Here is a 23,925-nt window from a genome sequence, read left to right as displayed (position 1 = left end):
CGGAGGGAGGCGACGGGCATGGATGCCCGTCGAGCGCTGGGCCCCAGGATGGGGCCTGCAGCGCGGTCCTCCCGGGAGCAAGACCGGAGCGAGGGAACCCCGGAGCGAAGCGTAGGGGCCGGATGTAGGAGCAGGCGGTTTTTGGTTACTTTTTGCCAAGACAAAAAGTAACCCGCCGTAAGGGCGGAAAGGTGAATCAGCGCCACCTTGGCAAATGGATATTCACCTGATTTGAAAGCCAAAAGCCAAAAGCCAAAAGCTCAGGCGGTGGTTCTGATGTGCTTGGACATCTCCTTTTGCCAGGGCGACGCCAAGTCACCTTTCCGCCCTTACGGCGGGTCACTTTTTGGCAAACGCCCCAAAAAGTAACCAAAAAAGGCTGGCTCCTACATCCGGCCCCTACGCTTCGCTCCGGGGTTCCCTCGCTCCGGTCTTGCTCCCGGGAGGACCGCGCTGCAGGCCCCATCCTGGGGCCCAGCGCTTGACGGGCATCCATGCCCGTCACCTCCCTCCGCAAGACCTCCGCTCGGCCTTCTGACGTCGCAATTGGCTGTGACTGAGCTACCGCGCGCTTAAAAGCAAGATCAAGATCAAGATCAAGATCAAGATCAAGATCAACAGCTTTAGGGTCAGCACAGACAAAACTCTACAATCCAAGTAAAGTGCCGCCCCCCGCCGTTTCAGCAAAAGGATCCCCACCATGACCCAACCCTTGGACATCGCCGTCGTCGGCGCTACCGGTAGCGTCGGTGAAACCCTCGTTCAGATCCTCGAAGAACTGCAATTCCCGGTCGCGACGCTGCACCTGCTGGCCAGCATGGAGTCGGCGGGCAGCAGCGTGATGTTCGCCGGCAAGAAGGTCAAAGTCCGGGAAGTGGACAGCTTCGACTTCGCTCAGGTCAAACTGGCCTTTTTCGCTGCCAGCCCAGCCGTCAGCCGCAGCTTCGCCAGCAAGGCCCAGCAGGCAGGTTGCACGGTCATCGACCTGTCCGGCGGCCTGGACGACGCCTTGGTTGTGGTGCCGGAAGCCAATGCTGAGCGCATCGCCGGCCTCGAACTGCCCGCGCGCCTGGCCAGCCCAAGCTCCGCAGCCGTTGCTCTGGCCGTCGCCCTGGCGCCGCTCAAAGGCCAGCTGGATATCGAACGTGTACAGGTCATGGCCGCGCTGGCGGTGTCCGCCCAAGGGCGTGAAGCCGTCAACGAACTGGCCCGGCAGACTGCCGAGCTGCTCAACGCCCGCCCGCTGGAGCCACGCTTCTTCGACCGCCAGGTCGCCTTCAACCTGTTGGCCCAGGTCGGTGCCGCCGATGCGCACGGCCATACAGCCCTGGAGCAGCGCCTGGTTGGCGAGTTGCGCGTATTGCTCGGATTGCCCGAACTGAAGATTTCCGTGACCTGCGTTCAAGTCCCGGTGTTTTTCGGCGATAGCTTCAGTGTGGCCGTACAGACTCGCGCGCCGGTGGACCTGGACGCCGTCAACCAGACGCTCGAGGCAGCCGACAGCATCGAGCTGGTCGAGCGCGATGATTATCCGACGCCGGTCGGTGACGCAGTCGGGCAAGACGTGGTCTATGTTGGTCGTGTGCGCCATGGAATAGACGAGCAGCAACAGCTCAACCTCTGGCTGACCACCGACAACCTGCGCAAGGGCGCCGCGCTCAATGCCGTCCAGGTGGCGCAATTGTTGATTAAACACATGGCGTAAAAGATACTGGCGAGCACTTTTGTCCCGCTCCGCCTGCGGGTTTCGGGACGATTCATACAAGGGAAGAGGTCATGCTTCGAATTCGCAAACTGGTTCTGGCTATGGCGGCAGCGTCGGCGCTGTCGTCTGGCATGGCGAATGCCCTGGGGTTGGGTGAGCTGACGCTCAAGTCGGCGCAGAACCAGCCGCTGGACGCCGAGATCGAATTGCTCGATGTGCGCGACCTGACCGCTGCCGAAGTGGCGCCGAGCCTGGCGCCGCCGGAAGAGTTCAGCAAGGCTGGGGTGGCCTATCCGACCTACCTCGAAGACCTGACCTTTACCCCGGTGATCAACCCCAATGGCAAGAGCGTGCTGCGGGTCACTTCCAGCCAGCCGCTGCCCGGTACCGTGGTCAAGTTCCTGGTTCAGGTGATGTGGCCCCAGGGCCGCCTGCTGCGTGACTACAGTGTGCTGCTCGACCAGGCCAAGGCCCAGGGTCAGGAGCCTGCCGCGGCGAACGTCACCCCGGCAGTCAGCAGTGCCGGCAGCTACACCACCAAGCGCCGCGATACCTTGTGGCAGATTGCCGAGCGCAATACCCAGGGTGGCGGTTCGGTGCAGCAGACCATGATCGCCATCCAGGCGCTGAACCCGGACGCTTTCATCGGCAACAACATCAACCTGTTGAAGGTGGGCCAGGTATTGCGCCTGCCCGACCAGCAACAGATCCAGAGCATCCCCCAGGGGGAGGCCAATCGCGAAGTGGCCGAACAGTATGCGGCCTGGCGTGAAGGCCGGCGCCTGGGGCCGCGCGCGCGGCAGCTCGATGCCACCCGCCGCGGTGCCGCCGATGCAGCACCCGAGCGGATTGCCCAGGGCGACAACCTGCGCCTGGTCAGCCCTGGCAACCAGGCGGGCGCCAGTAAAGCCAAGGCGATCAACGACAAGTTGGCCGTGGCCCAGGAAAGCCTCGACACCAGCCGCCGTGACAATGATGAACTCAAGGGCCGGATGACCGACCTGCAGAGCCAGCTCGACAAGCTGCAGAAGTTGATCCAGTTGAAGAACGATCAGCTGGCGCGCCTGGAAGCACAGGGCGCCGCCGATGAGGCGCCGGCAACGGCTGCCTTGCCGGCTGAGAATGCTCCGGCACAATCGGCAGAGCCTGTTGTTGCTCCGGCTCCCGCCGCTGTCGATACCGCACCTGAAACCGCTCCGGCCAGCGAGCCTGTGCCTGCCGTCCAACAGCCGAGCGCGCTGGACGAGATGCTGGGCAACCCGGTAGTGCTTGGTCTGGTCGCCGGTTCCGCGTTCCTGGTCCTGCTGCTTTTGTTGCTGCTGCTGGCACGCAAGCGCAAAGCCCAGCAGGAGGCTGAAAAGCACCTGCGCATGGCGCGTGCGCTGGCCGAGGAGGGCGAGCGTAACCCGGACCTCGACCTGCCATCGAGCAGCTTCGATGAGCTGGACGTTTCCACTCCGAGCGTTACCTTGTCGCCGGCTGTGGTGGCGGCTTCGGCTGCAGCGGCGGTTGCCGCCGAGAAAGTGGCCGCGCCGGCCCCCGTGGCCCCAACGCAGGATGCCAATGCCGAGCTGCTGGCCGAGGTCGATCAAAGCCTGGCCCGTGGCCGTCTCAATCACGCTGCCGACCTGCTGGAAACAGCAGTCGCCGCGCAGCCTGAGCAAGACGGCTTGCGCCTGAAGTTGATGGAAGTCTATGCCCGCCAGGGCGATCACAGCGCTTTCGTCGAGCAGGAGCGCAAGCTTGCGGGTAGCGAAGAGAACACGGCTCAAGTCGGTGCGCTGAAAGAGCGCTTCCCGGCCATGCTCGGCGTCGCTGCCGCAGGGCTGGGCGCGGCGGCGCTGGCGGCTGAAATGGACGAGCAGTATGTTCAGGAGCTGCTGCAGGACGAACCTGAAACAGCGGTTGAAAACGAGCCTCAGGCGCAAGCCGTGGCCGAAACCGAGCCGACCCCTGTCGAGGCGCCTGAGCTGAATCTGGAGGCGCCTGAGCTGGATGTGGAGGCACCTGAGGCGGACCTCGATGCAGCTGCCGAGGCGTTCGTCGAGACTTCGGTCCTTGATGACAACGACCTGGACAGCGCCTTCGACCTGAGCCTGGGCGACGAGCTGCCGGAGATCGACCCGCTCGAGACCCCACTGCTGGATGAAGCGCCATTGCCGGAGCCGCAGGCCGACGCTGACGTTGCAGTGCAAACCGATGCCGATGAAGATTTCGAAGCCTTGCTGGCGCAGGCTCAGGCCGAGCCACAAAGCATCGATGATCTGGCCGATTTCGACCTGGACATGGGCGAGGCGATCAGCCCGGCTGCGGCGCCCGAGGAGCCGGTGGACGTCGCCGCCGAACTGGCAGCCTTCGATGCGATTCCGGAATTCGATCCGATTTCCGAGCTGGAGCTGCCGGAGGACTTCGACCTGTCACTGTCGCTGGATGACGAGTCGCCGGCGGCCAAGAGCTTTGCCTCGGAACTGAGCGACGTCAACGCCGAGCTGGACAAGCTGTCGCAGAGCCTCGAGTCGCCATCGCTGGAGCCGCACTTCACGGCCGCCGATGCCGCCCAGGAGCCGGAGCCGCTGGACGACCTGGACTTCGATTTCTTCTCCGGAAGCGACGAAGTGGCGACCAAGCTCGACCTGGCGCGCGCCTACATCGACATGGGCGACCACCAGGGTGCGCGCGACATCCTCGATGAAGTGGTCAAGGATGGCGATGACGGCCAGCGCCAGGAAGCCGAGGAGATGCTTTCCCGATTGGTCTGAGGCCGCACTGGCAACACAAAACCGACGGCAGCCCAACAAGGCTGCCGTTGTCGTTATAATCCCGCCATTCCGTATTACCCCACAGGTTTCATGCGCTTGGACATCATCGACACCGCCGCCTCCGAATCTGCCGCCGAAGGCTTCACCCGCATCGCCCTGGGCGTGGAATACAAGGGCTCGCGCTACCGCGGCTGGCAGCGCCAGGCCAGCGGCGTGCCCAGCGTCCAGCAGGCGCTGGAGCAAGCGCTGTCGAAAGTCGCCAATGAACCGATCAGCGTCGTGTGTGCCGGACGCACCGATGCCGGCGTGCATGGCTGCGGCCAGATCGTGCACTTCGACACCTGCGCCGTGCGCGACGAGCGCGCCTGGACCCTGGGTACCAACTTCAACCTGCCCCACGACATCAGCGTGGTCTGGTCGCGGCCGATGCCGGCGGACTTCCATGCCCGCTTCAAGGCCTGCGCCCGGCGCTACCGCTACGTCATCTACAACGACCCGATCCGCCCGGCACACCTGGCCGAAGAAGTCACCTGGAACCACCGTCCGCTGGATGTCGAACGCATGGCCGAGGCGGCGCAGTACCTGCTCGGCACCCACGACTTCAGCGCTTTCCGTGCCAGCCAGTGCCAGGCCAAGTCGCCGATCAAGCACATTCATCACCTGCGCGTCACGCGCCATGGCCAGATGATCGTGCTGGACGTACGCGCCACCGCGTTCCTGCATCACATGGTGCGCAATATCGCCGGGGTGCTGATGACTATCGGTGCCGGTGAGCGTCCTGCCAGCTGGGCCCGCGAGGTGCTGGAGGGGCGCAACCGCCGTGAAGGCGGGGTCACGGCGCATCCCTATGGCCTTTACCTGGTGCAGGTGGAATACCCAGAGGAATTCCAGCTGCCACAGCGTTACATTGGCCCACACTTTCTGACCGGTTATGAGGCGTTGGCGGACTGACGGGCGAAAAGTCATTTGCTACCATCGGGCCTTTCACTATCCACTCAGGGTTCGCAGTCCATGAGCAACGTTCGCAGCAAGATCTGCGGGATCACCCGTATTGAAGACGCGCTGGCCGCCGCCGAGGCCGGGGCCGATGCCATCGGCCTGGTCTTCTATGCCAAGAGCCCGCGCGCCGTGGACGTGCGCCAGGCGCGGGCGATCATCGCCGAGCTGCCGCCCTTCGTGACCACCGTCGGCCTGTTCGTCAATGCCTCGCGCTGCGAGCTCAACGAGATTCTCGAAGCCGTGCAGTTGGACCTGCTACAGTTCCACGGCGACGAAACCCCGGACGATTGCGAGGGCTATCATCGCCCCTGGATCAAGGCACTGCGCGTGCGCCCCGGTGATGACCTGGAAGCCGCTTGCCAGCACTATGCCGGTGCCCGCGGCATCTTGCTCGACACCTATGTGGCCGGTGTGCCTGGTGGTACCGGCGAGGCCTTCGACTGGTCGCTGGTGCCGGCGCGGCTGAGCAAGCCGATCATTCTTGCCGGCGGCTTGTCGGCGGATAACGTAGGACAGGCGATTGCCCAGGTACAACCTTACGCGGTGGATGTCAGCGGTGGCGTGGAACAGGCCAAGGGCATCAAGGATGCTGCCAAAATCGAGGCGTTCATGCGCGCGGTGAAACAGGCGTGATGCCAGATGTGACGGCTGGCTGCGCGCCATCGTCCATAGCTATCGCAGCCCTGCGGGGTGGCTGCCGGCATGCCGGGCAGCCGACGCACACATTGAAGACGGCGCGCTGCGCAGGCAGCCCTTGCGGCCGGGCCGTCATCGTTTCATAGAAGAATTTGAGCTCAAAGGGCAGGGCATGGCCGGCCAGACCGGTCCCCGCCCGCCAATACTGGAGAAATAAAGCATGAGCAACTGGTTAGTCGACAAACTGATCCCTTCGATCATGCGTTCCGAGGTGAAGAAGAGCTCGGTGCCAGAAGGCCTGTGGCACAAGTGCCCAGCCTGCGAGGCCGTGCTGTATCGTCCGGAGCTGGAAAAGACCCTGGATGTCTGCCCCAAGTGCAACCACCACATGCGTATCGGTGCACGTGCACGTATCGATATCTTCCTCGACCCGGAAGGCCGTGCGGAGCTCGGCGCCGAGCTGGAGCCGGTTGACCGCCTGAAGTTCCGTGACGGCAAGAAGTACAAGGACCGCCTGACCGGTGCGCAGAAGCAGACCGGCGAGAAAGACGCCCTGATCTCCATGAGCGGTACCCTCATGGGCATGCCGATCGTGGTCAGCGCCTTCGAGTTCTCGTTCATGGGCGGCTCCATGGGCGCCGTCGTCGGTGAACGTTTCGTTCGCGCCGCCAACTACGCCCTGGAAAACCGCTGCCCGATGGTCTGCTTCTCGGCCTCCGGCGGTGCGCGCATGCAGGAAGCGCTGATCTCGCTGATGCAGATGGCCAAGACCTCGGCCGTGCTGGCGCGCCTGCGTGAAGAAGGCATTCCGTTCATCTCCGTACTGACCGACCCGGTCTACGGTGGTGTTTCTGCCAGCCTGGCGATGCTGGGCGATGTCATCGTCGGTGAGCCGAAGGCGCTGATCGGCTTCGCCGGTCCGCGCGTGATCGAGCAGACCGTGCGCGAAAAACTGCCGGAAGGCTTCCAGCGCAGCGAGTTCCTGCTGGAGCATGGCGCCATCGACCTGATCATCTCGCGTGGCGACCTGCGCCCACGCCTGGCCCGCCTGCTGGCGCAGATGACCGGCCAGGAAACGCCAGAACAGGCGCGTGAGGCGGCTGCGGTCGCGTGATGACGAAGCGCAGCCTGGGCGAGTGGCTCGCCTACCTCGAACAATTGCATCCTTCGGCCATCGACATGGGCCTGGAACGTTCGCAAAAGGTGCTTGCCCGGCTGCAGCTGGGCAAGTTGGCACCGCGCGTGGTGACCGTCACCGGCACCAACGGCAAGGGCTCGACCTGCGCCTTCGTGGCATCGATGCTGCGGGCCCAGGGCCTCAAGGTGGGGGTTTACAGTTCGCCCCACCTGCTGCGCTACAACGAGCGCGTGCTGATCGATGGCCAGGAGGCCAGCGATGAGCGCTTGTGCGAGGCCTTTGCTGCCGTAGAAGCGGCGCGGGGCGAGATTTCCCTGACCTACTTCGAAATGGGTACCCTGGCGGCGTTCTGGTTGTTCCAGCAGTCCCGTCTGGATGCCGTGGTGCTCGAAGTGGGGCTTGGCGGTCGCCTGGACACCGTCAATGTGGTGGATGCCGACCTGGCCCTGGTGACCAGCATCGGTGTCGACCATGTCGACTACCTGGGCGATACCCGTGAGCGGGTGGCTTTCGAGAAGGCCGGCATCTTCCGCCAGGGCAAGCCGGCGCTGTGCGGTGACCTCGATCCGCCGCAGCCGCTGCTGGACAAGGCGCGCGAGCTGGCTGCGCCGTTGTTCCTGCGGGGGCGTGATTTCGACCTGGAAAGCGCTGAGGGCGTCTGGCACTGGCGTGGCGTCACCCAGGGCGGTACCGCGGTGCAGTTGCGCGACTTGCCCCTGCTCGACTTGCCGATGGAAAACGCCACGCTGGCGCTTCAGGCCTACCTGTTGATGGGCCTGCCATGGGATGCCGGGCAGATCCGCCAGGCGCTGCTCGCCACCCGCATCACCGGGCGTCTGGATCGGCGTGTGGTGCACTGGCAGGGCAAGCGGGTGGAGCTGCTGCTGGATGTGGGGCACAACCCCCACGCCGCGGAGTATCTGGCCCGCCGCCTGTCGGCGCGCCCACTGCAAGGTCGCCGTCTGGCAGTCTTCGGTCTGCTCGCCGACAAGGATCTGGCTGGCGTCATCGCGCCATTGCAGGCGCTGGTCGACGAGTGGGCGGTCGCACCGCTGGATACGCCCCGCAGCCGTCCGGCCGCCGAGCTTGCCAGTGCCTTGACGAACTGCGGTGCCACGGTGAAGTCTTATGCCAGCGTCGACGCCGCCCTCGAAGGGCAATGCGCGCAGGCGACGGCGGATGACCAGATCCTGCTGTTCGGTTCGTTTTTCTGTGTCGCCCAAGCCCTGGAGTGGCTGGAGCGGCAGGCCCTGGAGGGGTGAATAGATGGCAGTGCTGGATAAAGGGATGAAACAGCGCATGGTGGGTGCGTTGGTGCTGGTGGCGCTGGCGGTGATCTTCCTGCCGATGCTGTTCACCCGCGAGGACGAGATGCGCCAGGTGCGTGTCGAGGCCCCGCAGGCCCCGGCGATGCCCAGCCTGCCTGAGGTCAAGGTGGAGCCGGTTGCAGTGCCCGAGCCGCAAGCGCTGCCGGAAGAACCGCAACAGCCACCCGTGGTGGTGAACGAGTCCACAGCGCCAGTGGCCACGCCGAGCCAGCCAATCACCCCGTCGCCGCAGACTCAGGCACAGGTTCAGCCCAAGCCGCAGACGCCGGTGCCAACCCCTGCGCCTGCGCCCAAGGTCGAATCGCGGCCGGCTGCGACGCCTGCGCCGGCGGCCACCGCCAGCGCGCCTTCGAAGATCGATGCCAACGGCTTGCCGGTGAGCTGGTCGATCCAGCTGGCCAGCCTGTCCAACCGTGCGGGCGCCGAAAGTTTGCAGAACACCCTGCGCAGTCAGGGTTACAACGCCTATATCCGTTCGGCCGGCGGCATGAACCGGGTGTATGTCGGACCGTTGATCGAGCGCGCCGAGGCCGAGCGGGTGCGCGATGCGATCAACCGCAAGCAGAACCTGAAAGGTTTCGTGGTGCGCTTCCAGCCGGAGCGTGGCTGAAGCCCAAGGCGGATCGCCGCGGCGTCGCTCCCAGTGGTTTTTCTTGACTTCAAAGTCCACGAAAAGCCCGTGGGAGCGGGCTCGCGCCGCAAACCGGCCTCTGTCAAACGACCTGACATTCCGCTTACCCCCAGCCCCGCGCTCTGGTAAAATGCGCCGCCTCAAACGTCTGTAGGCAGCACCGTGGCATTTACCTGGGTTGATTGGGCGATCATCGCGATCATCGCCGTTTCCACACTGATCAGTCTCAAACGCGGCTTCGTCAAGGAAGCCTTGTCGCTGCTCATCTGGATCATTGCCGGTGCGGTTGCCTGGATGTTCGGCGGGTCGCTCTCGGTGTACCTTGAAAGCTATATCCAGACCCCGTCGATGCGCATCATCGCCGGTTGCGCCATTCTGTTCGTCGCTACCTTGCTGGTAGGGGCCATGGTCAATTTCCTGGTCGGCGAGTTGATCCGCGTGACCGGCCTGTCCGGCACCGATCGTTTCCTCGGCATGGCCTTCGGCGCTGCGCGCGGGGCCTTGCTGGTGGTGGTGGCCATCGGCCTGCTCAGCCTGGGGCCGGTGCAGCAAGATTCCTGGTGGCAGGAATCGCGCCTGATACCACAATTTCTATTGGTCGCTGACTGGTCGAAGAACCTGATCCTGGGTTTCAGCAGTCAGTGGATGTCCAGTGGAATGATCAGCACTCCGGCTGATCTTCCGTTCAAGGAACAGTTGCTCGGGCCCGCAAAGCCTTGAGCGCCTTTCGTGCAAGTTTCATCAATGTAGGGGTTGCGTCGCATGTGTGGCATCGTCGGTATCGTCGGTAAGTCGAACGTCAATCAGGCGCTGTATGACGCGCTTACGGTCCTCCAGCACCGCGGCCAGGACGCTGCCGGTATCGTGACCAGCCACGACGGCCGGTTGTTCCTGCGCAAGGATAATGGCCTGGTGCGCGACGTCTTCCAGCAGCGCCACATGCAGCGCCTGGTGGGCCACATGGGTATAGGCCACGTGCGCTACCCGACCGCGGGCAGCTCCACCTCGGCCGAGGCCCAGCCGTTCTATGTCAACTCGCCCTACGGCATCACCCTGGCGCACAACGGCAACCTGACCAACGTCGAGCAGCTGGCCAAGGAGATCTACGAGTCCGACCTGCGCCACGTCAACACCAACTCTGACTCCGAAGTGCTGCTGAACGTGTTCGCCCATGAACTGGCCGTGCGTGGCAAGCTGCAGCCAACCGAAGAAGACGTGTTCGCTGCGGTGTCCCACGTGCACAGCCGCTGCGTTGGCGGTTACGCGGTGGTGGCGATGATCACCGGTTACGGCATCGTCGGCTTCCGTGACCCCAACGGCATCCGCCCGGTGGTCTTCGGCCAGCGCCACACCGATGAAGGTGTGGAATACATGATCGCCTCGGAAAGCGTGGCCCTGGACGTGCTCGGGTTCACCTTGATCCGCGACCTGGCGCCGGGCGAAGCGGTCTACATCACCGAGGAAGGCCAGCTGTACACCAAGCAGTGTGCGCAAAGCCCGAAACTGCAGCCGTGCATCTTCGAGCACGTTTACCTGGCCCGCCCTGATTCGATCATCGACGGTATCTCGGTGTACAAGGCACGTCTGCGCATGGGTGAGAAACTCGCCGACAAGATCATGCGTGAGCGCCCGGAACACGACATCGACGTGGTCATCCCGATCCCGGACACCAGCCGTACTGCCGCACTTGAGCTGGCCAACCGGTTGGGCGTGAAGTTCCGCGAAGGCTTCGTCAAGAACCGCTACATCGGCCGTACCTTCATCATGCCCGGCCAGGCCGCACGCAAGAAATCGGTACGCCAGAAGCTCAATGCCATCGAGCTGGAGTTCCGCGGCAAGAACGTGATGCTGGTCGACGACTCGATCGTGCGCGGCACCACCTGCAAGCAGATCATCCAGATGGCCCGCGAAGCCGGGGCCAAGAATGTCTACTTCTGCTCCGCAGCCCCTGCGGTGCGCTACCCCAACGTCTACGGCATCGACATGCCGAGCGCTCACGAACTGATCGCCCACAACCGTACCACCGAACAGGTGGCCGAGTTGATCGGCGCCGACTGGCTGGTCTACCAGGACCTGCCGGACCTGATCGATTCGGTCGGTGGTGGCAAGATCAAGATCGAGCACTTCGATTGCGCGGTGTTCAATGGTGAATATGTCACCGGCGACATCGACGAAGCCTACCTGGATCGCATCGAGCAGGCCCGTAACGACCTGGCCAAGGTGAAGACCCAGGCCGTCAGCGCGATCATCGACCTCTACAACAACTGATCAGGGAGCAGCGGCATGACGGATCAATGGGATGCCGGGCGACTGGACAGTGACCTCGAGGGTGTCGGTTTCGACACCCTGGCGGTGCGCGCCGGTCAGAGCCGTTCACCAGAGGCAGAGCACAGCGAAGCGCTGTTCCTGACCTCCAGCTATGTGTTCCGCACGGCCGCCGATGCGGCCGCGCGCTTTGCCGGCGAAACGCCGGGCAATGTCTATTCGCGTTACACCAACCCGTCGGTGCGAGTGTTCGAAGAGCGCCTGGCGGCCATGGAAGGTGCCGAGCAGGCCGTGGGTACCTCCACCGGTATGGCGGCGATCCTCGCGGTGGTCATGTCGCTGTGCAGTGCCGGCGACCATGTGCTGGTGTCGCAGAGCGTGTTCGGTTCGACCATCAGCCTGTTCGAGAAGTACTTCAAGCGCTTCGGCCTGCAGGTGGATTATGTGCCGCTGGTCGACCTCAGCGGTTGGGAAAAGGCCATCAAGGCCAATACCAAGCTGCTGATCGTCGAATCGCCGTCCAACCCGCTGGCCGAGCTGGTCGATATCACTGCACTCAGTGAAATCGCTCATGCCCGCGGCGCCATGCTGGTGGTGGACAACTGCTTCAGCACCCCGGCCTTGCAGCAACCGCTCAAGCTCGGCGCTGACATCGTGTTCCACTCGGCCACCAAGTTCATCGATGGCCAGGGCCGTTGCATGGGCGGTGTGGTCGCAGGGCGCAGCGAGCAGATGAAAGAAGTGGTGGGCTTCCTGCGCACCGCTGGCCCGACCCTGAGCCCGTTCAACGCCTGGATCTTCACCAAGGGCCTGGAAACCCTCAAGCTGCGCATGCGTGCACACTGCGAGAGCGCCCAGCTGCTGGCCGAATGGCTGGAGCAGCAGGAGGGCGTGGAGAAGGTGCATTACGCCGGCCTGCCTAGCCACCCGCAGCATGAATTGGCCAAGCGCCAGATGAGCGGCTTCGGTGCGGTGGTAAGCTTCGAGGTCAAAGGCGGCAAAGAGGGCGCCTGGCGCTTCATCGATGCCACGCGGGTGATCTCGATCACCACCAACCTGGGTGACAGCAAGACGACCATCGCCCACCCGGCCACCACTTCCCACGGCCGTCTGACGCCGCAGGAGCGTGAGGCTGCGGGTATTCGCGACAGCCTGGTCCGTGTTGCCGTCGGCCTGGAAGACGTGGCCGACCTCAAGGCGGACCTGGCGCGCGGGTTGGCGGCATTGTGATCGACTGGAAGGGTGGCGGGCCAGGCCATAACGGCCGGGTAGCCCTGGTGACCGGTGCCGCACGCGGCATCGGCCTGGGCATCGCTGCCTGGCTGATCTGCGAAGGTTGGCAAGTGGTGCTCAGCGACCTTGACCGCCCGCGCGGTGCCAAGGTGGCCAAGGCCCTGGGCGACAATGCCTGGTTCATCACCATGGACGTGGCCGACGAAGCCCAGGTCAGTGCCGGTGTTTCGCAAGTGCTCGGGCAGTTTGGGCGATTGGACGCGCTGGTGTGCAACGCGGCCATTGCCAATCCGCACAACCAGACCCTGGAAAGCCTGAGTCTGGCGCAATGGAATCGAGTGCTGGCCGTCAACCTCAATGGCCCGATGCTGTTGGCCAAGCACTGTGCGCCGTACCTGCGAGCGCACAATGGGGCGATCGTCAATCTGACCTCGACCCGGGCCCGGCAGTCCGAACCGGACACCGAAGCTTACGCGGCGAGCAAGGGTGGCCTGATGGCGTTGACCCACGCCCTGGCCATGAGCCTGGGCCCGGAGATTCGCGTCAATGCGGTGAGCCCGGGCTGGATCGATGCCCGCGACCCCTCGCAGCGCCGCGCCGAACCCTTGACCGAAGCCGACCATGCCCAGCACCCGACGGGCAGGGTAGGGACCGTGGAAGATGTTGCGGCCATGGTGGCCTGGTTGCTGTCGCGCCAGGCGGCGTTCGTCACCGGCCAGGAGTTCGTGGTCGATGGTGGCATGACCCGCAAGATGATCTACACCTGAGCTGCCAGTTGTCATGAAAGGGACCGAGAGGTCCCTTTCTTGTTTTTGTCTGTAGCGGGCCTTTCGCGGGGCCAGCAACGACAAACCCTCTTTTTCGTTTTTTTGAAAAAAATTCAATGGGGCTATTGACTTAGCTCCGCCACCTGCGTAAATTTCGCGGCCTCAGCGAAGTAAACGCAACAAGCAACATCGCGGGGGTGATTAGCTCAGCCGGGAGAGCATCTGCCTTACAAGCAGAGGGTCGGCGGTTCGATCCCGTCATCACCCACCACTTCCTGAGGTTGTTCCTGGCGCAGGCGGTTTCGAAAGAAGCTGAATGCCAGAGAGGAACAGGACGCAAGTCCACACTGCGCAGCGGTAGTTCAGTCGGTTAGAATACCGGCCTGTCACGCCGGGGGTCGCGGGTTCGAGTCCCGTCCGCTGCGCCATTTTCAGTAACAGATGGGTGCTTTTCACCGGTCTGAGCCAAAAGGCAGAGATGCCTGAGGCTGATCCCAGTTTCAATCGGGCGCAAGCCTGAACGATACGCAGCGGTAGTTCAGTCGGTTAGAATACCGGCCTGTCACGCCGGGGGTCGCGGGTTCGAGTCCCGTCCGCTGCGCCATCTTCGCTTCGAGGCCCCATGAACGCCTCGATGCAAACACAAAGCAAGCGAATGACCATTCGCTTTTTTTGTGCCTGCCCTGAGGCCTTCGAGCCGGAAGGGTAGACCCAGGTTTCAACCGGGCGCAAGCCTGGATGATACGCAGCGGTAGTTCAGTCGGTTAGAATACCGGCCTGTCACGCCGGGGGTCGCGGGTTCGAGTCCCGTCCGCTGCGCCATCTTCGCCTCAAGGCCCCTTGAACGCCTTGAAGCAAAACGAGAAAGCGACCTTAGGGTCGCTTTTTTCGTTTCCGGCCCCATGCAGTCAACATTTACACGAAGCTGACTGACTCTTCACTGATGAACGGTTTCAGTGACCCGGTGCAGTGATGCACAATAGAGCTCTCTCGACATACCCGGAATTCGCAATGACCAGATCATCCGTCTTTGGTGCGCTCGGGCTGGCCCTGGTGCTGGCGGGCATGACCGGTTGCTCTTCGAAAAAAACCGCGATCTACGAGCACGAGAACTTCGATGACTCGGGCACTTACTCGCGCAGCTTCCAAGTCAGCGAGGCAGGCTCCTGCGAGGCTGCCCGGCGTGCGCTGCTGAGCCAGGGATACATCATCACCAGCAGTGGCCCCAATCAGATTGCGGGCAACAAAAGCTTCCAGCAGAACAACGAAAACCACCTGCAGATCAGCTTCAGCGTGACGTGCGCGCCTGACAGCAGCGACGAGCAGCGCTCGACGGTGTTCGCCAATGCCCTGCAGGATCGTTATGCGCTCAAGAAGTCGAATACCTCGGCCAGCCTGGGCGTCGGAATTCTGGGTTCGGTGTCGATGCCAATCGGCTCCAGCGACGACTCGATGGTCAAGGTCGCCAGCGAGACGGTAACCGCTCCACAGTTCTACGAACGCTATTTCGCGCTGGTGGAGAGCTACCTGCCCAAGCCGAAGAAAGTCAGCAAGGCCAAGGACAAGGCCGAGGCGCCTGCGCCGAAGGCCGAGAAGCCGGCGCCTGACCTGGGGCTGCCAGAGCAGGCTTCGGTGGCGCCGGCACCGGCCGCAGTGGCGCCTGAAGCGCCTGCGCCCACTGCTGCGCCAGCCGCTGCGGTGAGCGAGGCGGCCGCTGCGCCAGCGTTGGATGACAGCCAGGGCTCGCAGCCGGTTGCACCGCCTTCGGACGCCACGCCGATTCAGGTACAGCAGGATCCCCAGCCTGCCGAGGCCACGCCACCCTCGCCGTGAAAGGCGTCAAGACCGGCAGCCCTCAGTTTCAGCTGAGACAGCCGCCGGTTGCAGCGAGGTGCTTGCAGCGTTACCCCTGAGCGGCGCCACTCAATGAGAATGTCGCGGCATCCCACCCTCACGCGCAATGACGCGCATATGCAAGGTCGCCGGCTCCAGGCAGCCCCCGGTCGAAAGCTGCCCCACCAACTGGCGATACAATTCCTGCCACGGCGTCTGCGAAGCCGGAATGCTCGGCTTCCAGGCCGCCCGGCGACGCGCCACTTCCTCGTCGTCCACCAGCAAATCCACACGCCGCTGATTCAGGTCCACCCGCAGCCAGTCATTGGTCTGCAACAACGCCAGGCCACCACCCACCGCCGCTTCCGGCGACATGTTGAGGATCGAAGGGCTGGCTGAAGTGCCGCTCTGGCGGCCATCGCCCAGGCAGGGCAGGGAGTCGATGCCTTGCTTGATCAGCGCCGCTGGCGGCGCCATGTTGACCACCTCGGCACTGCCTGGGTAACCCACGGTACCTGCGCCACGGATCACCAGGATGCAACGCTCGTCGATGTCCAGCGTCGGGTCGTCGATGCGGGCGTGGTAATCCTCCGGCCCCTCGAACACGATTGCCCGCGCCTGGAAGCTGTTTTCCTGGCCCGGCTCGGCCAGGTAGGTCTTGCGAAACGCCTCGCCGACCACCGACATCTTCATGATTGCGCTGTCGAAGAAATTGCCGCTGAGCACAATGAAGCCGGCATTGTGCTTGAGCGGCTCGTCGAACGGCAGGATCACGTCGCGGTTGCTGCTGACGGTATCGCTGACCACTTCGCCAATGGTCCTGCCGCTCACCGTGGCGCAGTTTTCGTGCAGGCGGCCAGCCTTGCGCAGCTCGTGCATGACCGCCGGCACACCGCCGGCGCGGTGGAAGCCTTCGCCCAGGTATTTGCCCGCCGGCATGCAATTCACCAGCAGCGGTACGCTCTCACCCATACGCTGCCAGTCATCCAGCGACAGTTCGATGCCCATGTGCCGGGCGATGGCAATCAGGTGCGGCGGGCAATTGCTTGAGGCGCCCAGCGCCGACGCCACGGCGATGGCGTTCTCGAAGGCCTCGCGGGTCATGATCGAAGACGGCCGCACGTCCTGCATCACCAGCTCGCAGATGCGCCGGCCGGTGGCATACGCCATCTGCCCACGCTCGCGGTAAGGGGCCGGGATACTGGCGCAACCGGGCAGCGACATGCCCAGGGCTTCGGCCAGAGCGTTCATCGACAACGCGGTCCCCATGGTGTTGCAGTGGCCTACCGAAGGCGACGCGGCGGTGGTCATCTCCATGAAGCCTTCGTAGTCGATCTCGCCCGCCGCCATCAGGTTGCGCGCATGCCACAGCACCGTGCCCGAGCCAATCAGCTGGCCCTTGTGGTGGCCGTCGAGCATCGGCCCGCCAGACAGTACGATGGCCGGCAGGTCGGTGGTGGCCGCGGCCATCAGACAGGCAGGCGTGGTCTTGTCGCAGCCGGTGGTCAGCACCACGCCGTCCAGCGGGTAGCCGTGGAGGATCTCGACCAGGCCCAGGTAGGCCAGGTTGCGGTCCAGTGCGGCGGTTGGCCGGCGGCTCTGCTCGGCGATCGGGTGGACCGGGAACTCCATGGGAATCCCGCCCGCATCACGGATGCCGGCCTTCACCCGCTGGGCCAGCTCGATATGGTGGCGGTTGCAGGGGGTGAGGTCGCTACCGGTCTGGGCAATACCGATGATCGGCCGCCCGGACTGCAGTTCGTCGCGGGTCAGGCCGTAGTTCATGTAGCGCTCGACATACAGCGCGGTCATGTCGGCGTGGCTCGGGTCGTCGAACCATTGCTGGCTGCGCAGCGGGCGTTTCGGAGTATCGGTCATGTCATGTTCTCTTGTTTTCAGTGGTGCCGATCAGCGCTTCAGGAGCCCTCGGGCGGCTAGGTTGCTCATCATCGCACCAAGGCCGAAGCTCCAGGGGGTGGCTTGATCGCTGGTGGTCACCTGGTTGCGCAGCTGGCCCAGCAGAGGGCTGGCGATGCGCACCTGGTCGCCGAGCTTGTGGGTGAACCCGGCGCCTGGCTCGTCCCGGTCGTCGGTGGGGGCGAACAGGGTACCGAGGAATAGCAGAAAACCGTCGGGGTATTGGTGGTTTTCGTTGAGGGTCTGCCGGACCAGGTCTTCAGGGTCGCGGCTGATCTGGTCCATCGAGCTTCGGCCGACCAGGCGGTAGTCGTCGGTGCCCTGGACTTCCAGGTCGACGACGCAGTGGCGCACGAGGTCGAGGTCGAAGGTCTCGTCGAACAGGCGAATGAACGGGCCGATTGCGCAGGAGGCGTTGTTGTCCTTGGCCTTGCTTAGCAGCAGGGCGCTGCGGCCCTCGAAGTCGCGCAGGTTGACGTCGTTGCCCAGGGTCGCACCATGAATCCGGCCACGGCTGTCGACGGCCAGCACCACCTCGGGTTCGGGGTTGTTCCATGCCGAATGCGGGTGCACGCCGATCTTGCTGCCGCTGCCGACCGCTGCCAGCACCGGGGCTTTGGTGAACACTTCGGCATCCGGGCCGATGCCCACTTCCAGGTATTGCGACCACATGCCCTGTTCGATCAGCAGCGCCTTGAGCGCCATGGCCTGTGCCGAGCCTGGGCGGACCGCACGCAGGTTGTCGCCGATCACCGACCGCACCGAGGCACGCACGGCCTCGGCCTTGCTCGCATCGCCGCCGGCCTGCTCCTCGATCACCCGCTCGATCATGCTGGCGGCGAAGGTCACGCCCGCGGCCTTGATCACTTGCAGGTCGACCGGGGCCAGCAGGTAGGGCTGGCGGGCGTCGAACGCGTCGCCGCTGTTGCCCAGCAACGCCTCGAGGCTGCACAGGAAGCGGCCCGGGGTGCTGCGTACAGCGTGCAAGGGGTCTTCGCTTTCAAGCAGCTGGCTGAGGGTGGCAAAGCGCTCGGACAGGTCGAACACGCCGTCGGCACGCAGGGCGATCGGCGACGGGCCGCCGGGTTCGCCGGGCGTCCAGGCGCGGCCGATCAGGGTTCCGGTCAGGCCGTCCTCGGGCAGGGTGTTGCTGGGGGTAAGCGAAATCGGCATGGCAAAAATCTCTTGGATCTGGAGAGATGCACGCTAGGCAGGTCCCGCGATAAACTCCAATGGCATCTTTTCACTATTCGATAACAACAGGTTATTGCACCCAAAGGTGGATTCCATGTCGGACCTGTCTTTCTCCCATGTCTGCAACTGGCTCAAGTTCCGCCACCTGCTGCTGATCGAGACCCTCGGGCGCACCCACAACATGCACCTGGCGGCGCAGCAGATGAACCTGAGCCAGCCGGCGATCAGCAAGATGCTCAAGGAGATCGAGCACCTGCTGGGCTTCGCCCTGTTCCAGCGCCTGCCGCGCAGCATGCCGCCCACCGCGCTGGGCGAGCAGGTGGTGCGCTATGCCCAGGTCGCGCTGAACGACGCGCGCAATTTCGTCGAGCAGATCGACAACCTGCGCCAGGGCGGCCATGGCCACCTGAAGGTCGGCGGCATCTTCGCCGCCACCGCCGTGGCGCTGCCCGATGCCATCGTTGCGATCAAGCAGCGCAAGCCGTTGCTGTCGATCGAGGTGGTGGAGCAGACCAGCGACCACCTGATGGCCATGCTCGAAGACAAGCATCTGCACCTGGCTGTGGCGCGTTTTACCGATGCCTCGCAGCAGCAGCGTTTCGACTTCCAGCCGTTGGCACCGGAGCCGTTCTGCTTCGTGGTCAACGACCAGCACCCGTTGAGCGGGGCAGGGCCGGTGACCTTGCCGCAGTTGCTGGAATGGCCGTGGATCCTCTACCCCAAGGGCACGCCAATCCGCGGGCGCATGGAGCGGGCGTTCGCCGAGGCGGGGGTGGCGGTGCCGCGCAATACCATCGACACCATTTCCATGCAGACCTTCCTCAAGGTGTTGCTGGGCGGCCCGATGATCGGGATGCTGCCCCAGGCGATGGTCGAGCCGCACCTGACCAGCGGTGTGCTGGTCAACCTCGACACGCCACTGCACCTCACGCCTCAGGACTACGGCATCCTCACCCGCAAAGGCGAGCCCTTGAGCGGCGCGGCCCTGGAATTCGCCGACATTCTCCTGGCCAATGCGCGACAAGCGCAGGCTGAGTGATAACGGCTTGTTATCGGATGATCCCGAAAAGCCATTGGGCAAGAATCGCAGGGCCGCCTAGATTAGCGACCACTGTTTATGCAATGGCGAGGAACTACCCATGACTTCACACGCAGGCCAGCAATTTATTGGCGGCGTTCGCCGCGCTACCGGCCAGGCGACCTTGCAGAGTATCGATGCGCGCACCGGGCAGGCGCTGCCCGAGGCGTTCCATCAGGCCACGGAAGAAGAAGTCGACGCGGCTGCACGGGCGGCGGCGGCTGCCTACCCGACCTACCGGGCATTGTCCGCAGCGCGCCGGGCCGAATTCCTCGACGCCATCGCCGAGGCGCTGGACGCTCTGGGCGATGACTTCATCGCCACCGTCTGCCGCGAAACGGCCTTGCCGGCGGCGCGCATCCAGGGCGAGCGGGGGCGTACCAGCGGCCAGCTGCGCCTGTTCGCCTCGGTGCTGCGCCGTGGCGACTTCTGCGGCGCCCGCATCGACCGTGCGCAACCCCTGCGCACGCCGCTGCCGCGCTTCGACATCCGCCAGTGCCGTTTGGGCCTGGGGCCGGTCGCGGTGTTCGGTGCCAGCAACTTTCCCCTGGCGTTCTCCACTGCCGGCGGTGACACCGCTGCGGCGTTGGCCGCAGGCTGCCCGGTGGTGTTCAAGGCGCACAGCGGCCATATGGCCACGGCGCAGTGGGTGGCCGAAGCCATCGTCGCTGCCGCCGAACGCTGCGCCATGCCGGCCGGGGTGTTCAACATGATCTTCGGCGGATCGGTCGGCGAAGCACTGGTCAAGCACCCGGCCATCCAGGCCGTCGGCTTCACCGGCTCGCTCAGGGGTGGTCGAGCCCTGTGCGACATGGCCGCGGCGCGGCCACAGCCGATCCCGGTGTTCGCCGAAATGAGTAGCATCAACCCTGTGCTGGTGCTGCCGCAGGCGCTGGCGGTACGTGGCGAGGCCGTGGCACGTGAGCTGGCGGCTTCGGTGGTAATGGGCTGTGGGCAGTTCTGCACCAATCCCGGTCTGGTGCTGGGTGTGCGCTCCCTTGAATTCAGTGCCTTCGTCGAACACCTGCGTGCGCAAATGGCCGACCAGCCAGCGCAGACCATGCTCAACAGCGCCACCCTCGGCAACTATGCCCACGGTGTGACCAGGCTCAAGGCGCATCCGCGCATTCGCCACCTGGCCGGCGCCGAGCAGCAGGGCAACCAGGCCTGGCCGCAGCTGTTCCAGGCCGATGCCCAGCTGTTGCTGGACGCTGAGCCGCTGCTGCAAGAGGAAGTCTTCGGGCCGGCCACGGTCGTGGTCGAACTGGCCGACCAGGCCCAGTTGCTGGCCGCGCTGCAAGCGCTGGGCGGGCAACTGACAGCCACCCTGATCGGCGAACCGGGCGACCTGGCCGAGGCTGCAGCGTTGGTGGCGATACTCGAGCAGAAGGTCGGCCGGGTGCTGGTCAACGGTTACCCGACCGGCGTCGAGGTGTGTGATGCCATGGTCCATGGCGGCCCGTACCCGGCCACCTCCGACAGCCGCGGCACCTCGGTTGGCACCCTGTCGATCGACCGTTTCCTGCGCCCGGTGTGCTACCAGAACTTCCCCGACGCCCTGCTGCCGGAGGCGTTGCGCGACGCCAACCCGCTGGGCCTGCTGCGACTGGTCGATGGCCAGCCGACCCGCGACCCGATCTGCTGACTGGCTTTACCAACGGGCGCGGTCGCGCCCGGTGCGCTTTCGATAACAACAATCAGGCATGCCCGACATGCCAAGAGGCTGGGTTATGGACCAACAACACACTGTCGACGCCGTTCGCGATCAGGCTTTCGAAGATCGCACCTACCGCAAGGTGATCTTGCGGATCCTGCCGGTCCTGCTGCTGTGCTACATGGCGGCCTATCTCGACCGGGTCAATATCGGCTTTGCCAAATTGAGCATGCTCGAGGACCTGCAGTTCAGCAACACGGTGTATGCCTTGGGTGCCAGCGTGTTCTTCTGGGGCTACTTCCTGTTCGAGGTGCCGAGCAACCTGCTGCTGCACCGCTATGGCGCCCGTTTCTGGATTGCCCGCATCATGCTCAGCTGGGCGATCATTTCGATGGCGGTAGCCTTCACCCAGCCGCTGGCCGCGCTGATGCATGTCGAATCCAGCACCATGTTCTACGTGCTGCGTTTTCTCCTGGGCGTCTGTGAGGCCGGCTTCTTCCCAGGGGTGATCCTGTACCTCAACTACTGGTTCCCGACCCATCGGCAGAGCCGGGTGATGTCCGGTTTCCTCATGGCGATGCCGGTAAGCCTGACGCTGGGCGGCATGCTCTCGGGTTGGTTGATGACCAGCATGGACGGCTGGCACGGCATGGCGGGGTGGCAGTGGATGCTGCTGGTCGAAGGCGTGCCTTCGGTGATCATGGCCGTCGTGGTCTTCACCTGCCTGTGCGACAACATCGACAAGGCCAACTGGCTGTCCGACAAGGAGAAGCTGATGCTCAAGGCCAACCTGCAAGAGGACGGGCACGGCAAGGTTTCCCGACTGGCCGAGGTCTTCTTCAACCCGCGGGTATGGCTGCTGGTGTTCATCCTGTTGACCTTCAACACCGGCTTCTACGGGCTGGCCTTCTGGATGCCGTCGATCATCAAGAGCGCGGGCGTGACCAGCACCCTGGAGATCGGCCTGCTGACCGCCATCCCCTACGGCGTGGCGGTCATCGCGATGTTCCTGAACGCCCGTCACTCCAACCGCACCGGCGAGCGCCGCTTCCATGCTGCAATTCCTGCGTTCATCGGCGGTTGCGGCTTGATCCTCAGTGCCGCCTTCGCCCATGACGTGGTGCTGTCGATCGTCTTCCTGACCGTTGCGGCTTCGGGCGTGCTGAGTCTCATGCCAATCTTCTGGACGCTGCCGGGCACCGTGCTCTCGGGTGTCGCGGCGGCGGCGGGCATCGGCATGATCAACGCCATCGGCAACCTGTCGGGCTTCACCGGCTCGATGATCACCGCCGTGGCGGAGGAGATGACCGGCAATATCAACAATGGCACTTACGTGCTGGGCCTGTGCCTGTTCATCAGTGGCTTGCTGATCCTGGCGATTCCGGCTGCGATGTTGCAGCGGTCCGAGGCCGAAACCCGTGCACGCATGGAGCTCAAGGCAGCCTGAGCGGCGGCAGCAGGTCTGGTCAGCCGCGCAAGGGGCTGACCAGGTGCTGTGATCCGAGATTTCTGCTTCGGGCCCACGCCGCTGCCTTCCAGCCCCCGCAAAAACGTCTACCCTGCTAATAGCATCGGATCATAGGCTTGTCATCATGCCTTCATCGCGCTCGCTTAAGGTGAAGGCAAGACCAACGAAGACAACGCGTGAAGAGGACGCAGGCAATGGATGACTATCAGGAAGAGCTGCTCGAATACCAGGCCTATGAGCTGGACACCCCGGAACCTGCCGAAGACGCCACCGAGCTCTAGCCCACCCGCCGCTGGCTGCGGCGAAACTCCCCCGGCGTGACGCCCGTCCAGCGCTTGAATGCGCGCTGGAAGGCTTCGGCCGATGCAAACCCCAACAGGTAGGCGATCTCGCCAAAGGCCAGTTCCGTGTCGCGGATGTAGGTCTCGGCCAGGTCGCGCCGGGTGTCGTTGAGCAGGCTGCGAAAGCACGTGCCTTCTTCGGCCAGTTTGCGCCGCAAGGTCCAGGTGGGCAGTTGCAGGTGCAGCGCCACTTCTTCCAGGTCCGGTTCACGGCCGCCATTGAGCAGCGGGCCAAGCAGATGGATGATGCGTTCGCCCAGGCCCCGCACCCGGGTGCGCTGAATCATCTCCGCTTCGCACAATTGCAGCAGGTGCTGCCAGGTGCTCGGGCAGTGCTGTGGGTTGGGCAACTCAAGAGTGGCGCGGTTCAAGCGCAGTTGGTTACCACTGGCGCCAAACTGCACGGTGCTGCTGCACAGCGGCTGGTACTGGCTGGCGTAATCGGGTGCTTCAAATTCCATTTCCAGCCGCTCGGCCTGCAACGGGACGCCAACCAGTGCGCCCAGTTGGGCCAGCCAGCCGGCCATCAGTGAATCGACCACGAAGCGGTTGTAGGCGTTGTAGGGGCTGATCGAATAGAAGCGCAGCCATGCCCCCTGGGGGTCTTCCTGAAAACTTGAATGGCCACGGTAATTGGCGGCATACAGAGGCTCGAAGCGCAGCAGGGTGCGTGCGGCTTCGCCCAGGGTAGGGGCCTGGGCTGCCGTGACACCTGCCAGGCCGGCCTGGGCCAGATGGCTCAGGCGCCCCATGTGCAAGCCCAGCGCTGGCTGCTTGCACAGCGCGATGGCGGCATGACCAAGGTGCATGTAGCGGGGGATCGACAAACGAGCGCCGGCTTCGGCAAGGCGTGTGGCGTCGAGCCCGTATCGGTGCAGCAAGGGGACCGGATCATGGCCAAGGTCGAGCAGGGCTTGGGCCAGGGGCTGGACAAAGCCTACCGAGACTTCACCCAGGCGCACGCGCAGGCGAGGCATCG

At 64.2% G+C, this 23,925-nt stretch carries 18 protein-coding genes and 4 tRNA genes; 19 read left to right on the top strand and 3 right to left on the bottom strand.

Annotated features, from left to right (window positions below):
• Positions 1 to 700 precede the first annotated feature (700 nt).
• The 16 genes from ACIPZB_RS25030 to ACIPZB_RS24955 all read left to right on the top strand — a co-directional run bounded on the left by ACIPZB_RS25030 (position 701) and on the right by ACIPZB_RS24955 (position 15,294).
• On the top strand, positions 701 to 1,705 hold the full coding sequence (locus ACIPZB_RS25030; RefSeq protein WP_400643184.1) for an aspartate-semialdehyde dehydrogenase: 1,005 nt from the start codon (positions 701 to 703) through the stop codon (positions 1,703 to 1,705).
• 71 nt (positions 1,706 to 1,776) lie between these two features.
• Positions 1,777 to 4,464 (top strand): FimV/HubP family polar landmark protein, encoded by a 2,688-nt coding sequence (locus tag ACIPZB_RS25025; RefSeq protein ID WP_400643183.1) that lies wholly within the window; start codon positions 1,777 to 1,779, stop codon positions 4,462 to 4,464.
• 90 nt (positions 4,465 to 4,554) lie between these two features.
• The gene (gene truA / locus ACIPZB_RS25020) at positions 4,555 to 5,415 is read left to right on the top strand and encodes a tRNA pseudouridine(38-40) synthase TruA (RefSeq protein ID WP_400643182.1); all 861 of its coding nucleotides are present in this window, start codon (positions 4,555 to 4,557) and stop codon (positions 5,413 to 5,415) included.
• Between the two features lie 60 nt (positions 5,416 to 5,475).
• Positions 5,476 to 6,096, top strand: coding sequence for a phosphoribosylanthranilate isomerase (locus ACIPZB_RS25015; protein WP_400643181.1), 621 nt, complete (start codon positions 5,476 to 5,478; stop codon positions 6,094 to 6,096).
• A gap of 223 nt (positions 6,097 to 6,319) precedes the next feature.
• On the top strand, positions 6,320 to 7,213 hold the full coding sequence (gene accD, locus ACIPZB_RS25010; protein ID WP_400643180.1) for an acetyl-CoA carboxylase, carboxyltransferase subunit beta: 894 nt from the start codon (positions 6,320 to 6,322) through the stop codon (positions 7,211 to 7,213).
• On the top strand, positions 7,213 to 8,499 hold the full coding sequence (gene folC, locus ACIPZB_RS25005) for a bifunctional tetrahydrofolate synthase/dihydrofolate synthase (protein ID WP_400643179.1): 1,287 nt from the start codon (positions 7,213 to 7,215) through the stop codon (positions 8,497 to 8,499). The genes accD and folC overlap by 1 nt, the downstream gene beginning before the upstream one ends.
• A gap of 4 nt (positions 8,500 to 8,503) precedes the next feature.
• The gene (locus tag ACIPZB_RS25000; RefSeq protein WP_400643178.1) at positions 8,504 to 9,175 is read left to right on the top strand and encodes an SPOR domain-containing protein; all 672 of its coding nucleotides are present in this window, start codon (positions 8,504 to 8,506) and stop codon (positions 9,173 to 9,175) included.
• Positions 9,176 to 9,358: 183 nt separating this feature from the next.
• On the top strand, positions 9,359 to 9,916 hold the full coding sequence (locus tag ACIPZB_RS24995; RefSeq protein ID WP_008090143.1) for a CvpA family protein: 558 nt from the start codon (positions 9,359 to 9,361) through the stop codon (positions 9,914 to 9,916).
• Positions 9,917 to 9,958: 42 nt separating this feature from the next.
• The gene (purF, locus tag ACIPZB_RS24990) at positions 9,959 to 11,464 is read left to right on the top strand and encodes an amidophosphoribosyltransferase (RefSeq protein WP_400643177.1); all 1,506 of its coding nucleotides are present in this window, start codon (positions 9,959 to 9,961) and stop codon (positions 11,462 to 11,464) included.
• 15 nt (positions 11,465 to 11,479) lie between these two features.
• A complete protein-coding gene (locus ACIPZB_RS24985) occupies positions 11,480 to 12,691 on the top strand; it encodes an O-succinylhomoserine sulfhydrylase (protein WP_400643176.1) in 1,212 nt (403 codons plus the stop codon).
• Complete coding sequence (locus ACIPZB_RS24980; RefSeq protein WP_008090136.1) at positions 12,688 to 13,461, top strand: SDR family oxidoreductase; 774 nt, start codon at positions 12,688 to 12,690, stop codon at positions 13,459 to 13,461. The genes ACIPZB_RS24985 and ACIPZB_RS24980 overlap by 4 nt, the downstream gene beginning before the upstream one ends.
• A 195-nt stretch (positions 13,462 to 13,656) precedes the next feature.
• Positions 13,657 to 13,732 (top strand) — tRNA-Val (locus tag ACIPZB_RS24975).
• An 80-nt stretch (positions 13,733 to 13,812) separates the two neighbouring features.
• Positions 13,813 to 13,889: transfer RNA gene (locus ACIPZB_RS24970), tRNA-Asp, on the top strand.
• 99 nt (positions 13,890 to 13,988) lie between these two features.
• Positions 13,989 to 14,065 (top strand) — tRNA-Asp (locus ACIPZB_RS24965).
• A 141-nt stretch (positions 14,066 to 14,206) separates the two neighbouring features.
• Positions 14,207 to 14,283, top strand: a tRNA-Asp gene (locus ACIPZB_RS24960).
• Positions 14,284 to 14,472: 189 nt separating this feature from the next.
• On the top strand, positions 14,473 to 15,294 hold the full coding sequence (locus ACIPZB_RS24955; protein WP_400643175.1) for a DUF2242 domain-containing protein: 822 nt from the start codon (positions 14,473 to 14,475) through the stop codon (positions 15,292 to 15,294).
• Positions 15,295 to 15,384: 90 nt separating this feature from the next.
• On the opposite strand, the gene ACIPZB_RS24950 is transcribed toward ACIPZB_RS24955, so the two are convergent.
• A complete protein-coding gene (locus tag ACIPZB_RS24950) occupies positions 15,385 to 17,172 on the bottom strand; it encodes an IlvD/Edd family dehydratase (RefSeq protein ID WP_400643174.1) in 1,788 nt (595 codons plus the stop codon).
• Positions 17,173 to 17,202: 30 nt separating this feature from the next.
• A complete protein-coding gene (locus ACIPZB_RS24945; protein ID WP_400643173.1) occupies positions 17,203 to 18,384 on the bottom strand; it encodes a fumarylacetoacetate hydrolase family protein in 1,182 nt (393 codons plus the stop codon).
• A gap of 115 nt (positions 18,385 to 18,499) precedes the next feature.
• On the opposite strand from ACIPZB_RS24945, the gene ACIPZB_RS24940 reads away from it, so the two are divergent.
• The 3 genes from ACIPZB_RS24940 (at position 18,500) to ACIPZB_RS24930 (ending at position 22,584) form a co-directional block, all read left to right on the top strand.
• Positions 18,500 to 19,444 carry a LysR family transcriptional regulator gene (locus tag ACIPZB_RS24940; RefSeq protein ID WP_400643172.1) on the top strand — a complete coding sequence of 315 codons (945 nt, stop codon included), beginning with the start codon at positions 18,500 to 18,502 and terminating at the stop codon, positions 19,442 to 19,444.
• A 100-nt stretch (positions 19,445 to 19,544) separates the two neighbouring features.
• Positions 19,545 to 21,128 (top strand): aldehyde dehydrogenase (NADP(+)), encoded by a 1,584-nt coding sequence (locus ACIPZB_RS24935; RefSeq protein WP_400643171.1) that lies wholly within the window; start codon positions 19,545 to 19,547, stop codon positions 21,126 to 21,128.
• An 85-nt stretch (positions 21,129 to 21,213) separates the two neighbouring features.
• Positions 21,214 to 22,584, top strand: a complete 1,371-nt coding sequence (locus tag ACIPZB_RS24930) for an MFS transporter (protein ID WP_400643170.1) — start codon at positions 21,214 to 21,216, stop codon at positions 22,582 to 22,584.
• Positions 22,585 to 22,882: 298 nt separating this feature from the next.
• On the opposite strand, the gene ACIPZB_RS24925 is transcribed toward ACIPZB_RS24930, so the two are convergent.
• Positions 22,883 to 23,923 carry an AraC family transcriptional regulator gene (locus ACIPZB_RS24925; RefSeq protein WP_400643169.1) on the bottom strand — a complete coding sequence of 347 codons (1,041 nt, stop codon included), beginning with the start codon at positions 23,921 to 23,923 and terminating at the stop codon, positions 22,883 to 22,885.
• Between the last annotated feature and the right edge of the window lie 2 nt (positions 23,924 to 23,925).

It is taken from the genome of Pseudomonas sp. NPDC089396, from assembly GCF_044749545.1.
Lineage (GTDB): Bacteria > Pseudomonadota > Gammaproteobacteria > Pseudomonadales > Pseudomonadaceae > Aquipseudomonas.
The sequence above is the reverse complement of the archived record's forward strand: the minus strand, read 5'-3'. Positions and strand labels throughout refer to the sequence as shown.